General features: G+C 65.6%; 5 protein-coding genes. 4 read left to right on the top strand and 1 reads right to left on the bottom strand.

Features of this window, described 5'->3' with window-relative positions; genetic code table 11:
• Positions 1 to 183 precede the first annotated feature (183 nt).
• The 4 genes from ABSG20_RS30600 to ABSG20_RS30585 are packed head-to-tail and all read left to right on the top strand — an operon-like array spanning position 184 to position 3,454.
• Complete coding sequence (locus ABSG20_RS30600; protein WP_423868191.1) at positions 184 to 963, top strand: ABC transporter permease; 780 nt, start codon at positions 184 to 186, stop codon at positions 961 to 963.
• Positions 960 to 1,766 (top strand): ABC transporter permease, encoded by an 807-nt coding sequence (locus ABSG20_RS30595; RefSeq protein ID WP_423868190.1) that lies wholly within the window; start codon positions 960 to 962, stop codon positions 1,764 to 1,766. The genes ABSG20_RS30600 and ABSG20_RS30595 overlap by 4 nt, the downstream gene beginning before the upstream one ends.
• Positions 1,763 to 2,581, top strand: coding sequence for an ABC transporter ATP-binding protein (locus tag ABSG20_RS30590; protein WP_423868189.1), 819 nt, complete (start codon positions 1,763 to 1,765; stop codon positions 2,579 to 2,581). Before ABSG20_RS30595 ends, ABSG20_RS30590 begins: the two co-directional genes overlap by 4 nt.
• 45 nt (positions 2,582 to 2,626) lie before the next feature.
• Complete coding sequence (locus tag ABSG20_RS30585; RefSeq protein ID WP_423868188.1) at positions 2,627 to 3,454, top strand: TauD/TfdA dioxygenase family protein; 828 nt, start codon at positions 2,627 to 2,629, stop codon at positions 3,452 to 3,454.
• Between the two features lie 83 nt (positions 3,455 to 3,537).
• On the opposite strand, the gene ABSG20_RS30580 is transcribed toward ABSG20_RS30585, so the two are convergent.
• Positions 3,538 to 4,549: ABC transporter ATP-binding protein (locus ABSG20_RS30580; protein WP_423868187.1), on the bottom strand; the 1,012-nt coding region annotated here is incomplete at its 5' end.

Here is a 4,549-nt window from a genome sequence, read left to right as displayed (position 1 = left end):
GCTGACCCGCAAGGATATCGACGTCGATTCCTGGTTCGAGCCGAAATATCTCGACGCGGCGCTGAAGGCGCAGCATCTTGAAACGTTCTGGCCGCGCTTCGACGCGGACGGCAAGAAGATTTCCGATGGTGAGGTCGAACGGACGCAAGTCGGCGCGCGATGAGTGAGTGCCGCAGGCGAGGCGTGCTGGATTTGGCGTTCGGCTCCTGGCAGGGGCGGTGGCTGCTCGGGTTGATCGTGCCTGCGCTGCTCGCGGTGGTGTGGGCGGTCTCCGCGGAGCAGGGCTGGCTTCCCGCTCAGCTGTTGCCGGCGCCGCGCGCGGTCTGGCAGGCGCTGATCGAGACCGCCGCGAGCGGTGACCTCTGGGCCAATACTTGGATCAGCCTTGCGCGGGTGTTCGAAGGTTTTGCGATCGGCGCGGCGATCGGTCTGGTCGTTGGCCTGCTGCTTGGTCTGTCGCGGCAGGCACGCGAGCTGGTCGATCCGCTGTTCCTGTTGATCTCGCAGATCCCGCCGCTTGGCCTGATCCCGCTGGCCATTCTCGCGCTCGGCGTCGATGAGGCGATGAAGGTATCCGTGATCGCCTGGGCCAGTTTCGTTCCGGTTGTCCTCAATGTCACCCAGGGCATCCGCGACGTGCCGCGCTCGCTGCATGAGGTCGCGGAGGTCCTGACCTTCGATCCCTGGTACGCGCTGACCCGGGTGGTTCTGCCGGCCAGCGTGCCGGCGATCTTCACCGGTCTGCGCGAGGGGCTCGCCAATGCTTGGCAGACCATGGTCGCGGCGGAGCTGTTCGCCTCCACCGAGGGTCTCGGCTACATGATCACTCTCGGGCGCCAGCTGTTCCAGTTTGATATGGTGCTGGCCGTGATCGTGGTGCTGGGCGTCGTCGGGCTGGTGGTCAACGGCGCATTGGCGCTCGCCGAGCGGCGGCTGTTGCGTTGGCAGGGATATGCGGCATGAGCTGGCTGTCCGTGACCTCGGAGCGAACGATTGGGCTCGCCTGGCCCAAGGGTCTGCACCCCATCCTGCGCGGATTGGCACTCCCGGTGCTGTTGCTCGTTTTGTGGCAGCTGATCTGCCTGTCGCGCCTGGTGCCACCCTATATCCTGCCATCGCCGGCTAGTGTGGTCGAGCGTCTCGGCATGGAGTTATCCGGTGGCGGCTTCTGGCTGGACGTGCGCTCCAGCCTGGGGCGAGTCGTCGAGGGCTTCCTGCTTGGCTCCATCTCCGGCCTGGCGTTTGGGCTTCTGCTCGGACTGTCGCGCTGGGCCGATTGTCTGCTTGGCCCGCTGTTCATGGCCTACCGGCAGATCGCGCTGTTCGCCTGGGTGCCTCTGCTGTCGATGTGGTTCGGCGGCGGCGAGGCGGGCAAGATTGCATTCGTGACGCTGAGCGCGTTTGCGCCCGTCGTCGTCAACACCTGGCGGGCGACGCGTGCCATTCCCCGTCCGCTGCAAGAACTGGGGGCCGTGCTTACCTTCAGCCGGCTCGACCAGATCAGGCTGATTGCGCTGCCCGGCGCCTTGCCTGCCATCGTCACGGGGCTGCGCAGCGCCTTGATCTATTCCTGGCTCGCGACCGTCGGTGCCGAGCTGTTCCTCGACATTGCCCCCGGCATGGGCGGCCGTATGAACGAGGGACGCGACAAGTTCGAAATGGATCTGATGCTGGTCGCACTGTTCGTGCTGGCCGGGCTCGGCCTCGCCTTCAGCCAATTGGCGTCGCTGATCGAGAGTCGGCTGGTCAGATGGAGGTCACCATGAACACCCATGTACGCGGTCCGGCGGCGTTCGAGACCGTCGCGATCAAGCCGGCCCTCGAAATCGATCGCGTGAGCAAGACGTTTCAGGTGGCCGGCAAGCCCTTGGAGGTGCTGCGCGACGTGTCGCTGTCGGTCAGGCCCGGCGAGTTCGTCGCGATCGTCGGCACCTCCGGCTGCGGCAAGTCGACCCTGCTGCGGCTGATCCTCGGGCTCGACACCGATTATGAGGGCGACATAAGGCTCGAGGGCGAGCGCGTGCGCAAGCCCGGCCTCGATCGCGGCGTCGTGTTCCAGGAACATCGGCTGCTGCCGTGGTTGACCGCCGCGGGCAACGTGGCGGCGGCGCTGCGGCGGAGCGGCCTGCCGGCGCGGGAGCGCGCGCGGCTCGTCACCGAGCATCTCGCGCTGGTCGGTCTTTCGAGCTTTGCCAATGCCTGGCCGTCGCAATTGTCGGGCGGCATGTCGCAGCGGGTGGCCATCGCGCGTGCGCTGGTGAACCGTCCGCGCTTCCTCCTGCTCGACGAGCCGCTCGGCGCGCTCGATGCATTGACCCGGCTGCGGCTGCAGGATGAGCTTGCGCGCATTGTCCAGCATGAAAAGAGCACGGTCCTGCTGGTGACGCACGACGTGGACGAGGCTGTGTTCCTGGCCGACCGCATTGTCGTTCTGCAGCCCAATCCGGGACAGGTCGCCCGCATCATCAATGTCGATCTCGACCGCCAGCGCGACCGCTCGGCGCCGGCCTTTGTCCGGCTGCGCGACGAGGTGCTGGAGGTTCTAGGCGTCCGCCACGCGGTGCGGGAGGCAGCTGCTTGAAAAAAATCATCGCAACCATTCATTACAAGCCCAGGAGAGAAGCCCATGAGCTATGAAACCATCGCGGTACGGAAGACGTCGCCTCATATCGGCGCCGAAATCGCGAATATCAATCTGTCGGAGTCCTTGAGCAACCGCCAGGTCGCCGAGCTGTACCACGCGCTCGACGACCATCTCGTCCTGTTCTTCCGTGATCAGGATCTCGATTACGACTCTGCCAAGCGGTTCGGTCGCCATTTTGGCGAGCTCGCAATCCATCCCAATACGCCGGGCCCCGAGGGGCATCCGGAAATCCTGCCGATCCATGCCGATGCGCAGTCCAAGGTGGTCGCGGGCGAGCGCTGGCATTCCGACGTCTCCTGCAACGAGGAGCCATCCTATGCCAGCATTCTGCATCTCAAGACCGTGCCATCCGAGGGCGGCGACACCCTCTTCGCCAGCCAATATGCCGCCTATGATGCGCTGTCGGACCGGCTAAAGGCCTATCTCGATGGATTGACCGCGTTGCACGACGGCGGCCCGTCCTATCGCTATTCGAATGCGAGGCGCGGTATCGCCGAGAGCGGCAAGGTCTATCCCGCCGCAGTCCATACAGTGGTGCGGACCAATCCGAAAACGGGACGCAAGGCGCTGTTCGTCAACGAGGGCTTCACGGTGCGCATTCTCGGCGTGCCGGATGATGAAGGGCGCGCACTGTTGTCGTTCCTGACCGCGCATGCGGCGCGCCCGGATTTCCAGACGCGCTTTGCCTGGAATGCCGGCTCGGTCGCGCTGTGGGACAACCGCTACACCCAGCATCTGGCGATCTGGGACTATTATCCGCAGACACGGTCGGGTTTTCGCGTCACGATCAAGGGCGACAAGCCGGTCTGAGCGGCGACGATATTGGCCTTGCGTTCAGGACCAACGACGGCTTGGCGGCTTCGAGCCGCCGGGCAGCAGCGGTAGCGGCTCGTTCAATCTGCAGTGATGATCGGCCGGGCGCGCGGTTGCGGTACGTGGGCAACATCGGCGACACCTGACGGGATCGACGCCAGCAGCGACCTTGTATAGGGCTGCCGGGCGTTGTCGAAGATGTCGGTGACGGTCCCTTGTTCGACGATGCGCCCGCGGTGCATCACCGAGACGGTGTGGGCGAGCTGGCGCACCAAAGCGAGGTCGTGGGAGACGAACACATAGGTCAGGCCCAAATCGGCCTGCAGCGAGAGCAGCACCTCAATGATGCCGGCCTGGACGGTGACGTCGAGCGCAGAGGTGGGTTCGTCGAGCACGATCACGTCCGGCTTCAGAACCAGCGACCGGGCGATGGCGACGCGCTGGCGTTGGCCTCCTGACAGCGCTTGCGGCTTGCGGGAGAGCAGGTGCTCGCCGAGCCCGACATCGGCCAGAGCCGCGCGGACCTGCTCGGCCCGCTGCTTGCGGGTTCCGATTCCGAAGCGGTCGAGCGGCTCGCGCACCAGCTGCTCGACCTTCCAGGTCGGGTCGAGCGAGGTGAACGGGTTCTGGTAGACAAGCTGAAGGCGGCGCCACACCGCGCGCAATGACCCCTGCGAGCGACCCGTGATCGGCTCGCCGGCGATCGAGATGTGCCCGCTGTCGGGTTGCTCGAGCCCGAGCAGCAGCCGGACCGCCGTCGTCTTGCCGGAGCCGGACTCGCCGACAAGCGCATGCGTGGTGCCCGCCGAGACGGTGAACGACACGTTATCGACGGCGGTCAGCGCGATGCCATCAACCAGGAAGGTCTTTGTAACGGCACTAACCGCGATCTTCGGTGCCACTCCGGCATCGGTCCCGATCTTACCGAAGCCGACAGTACGCAGCGCTGCGTAATGGTCGGGGTTGAGCGCGGGGACGGCGGCGTACAGCTTCCTGGCATAGACCGACTTCGGCGCGGAAAACACCGCGGCGGGGCTGCCGGCCTCCTGGACGACCCCGTCCTTCAGCACCACCAGCGAGTCCGCCCGCTCG

The organism is Bradyrhizobium sp., from assembly GCF_049512235.1.
Taxonomy (GTDB): domain Bacteria; phylum Pseudomonadota; class Alphaproteobacteria; order Rhizobiales; family Xanthobacteraceae; genus Bradyrhizobium.
This window is presented reverse-complemented; position numbering and strand designations above follow the sequence as displayed.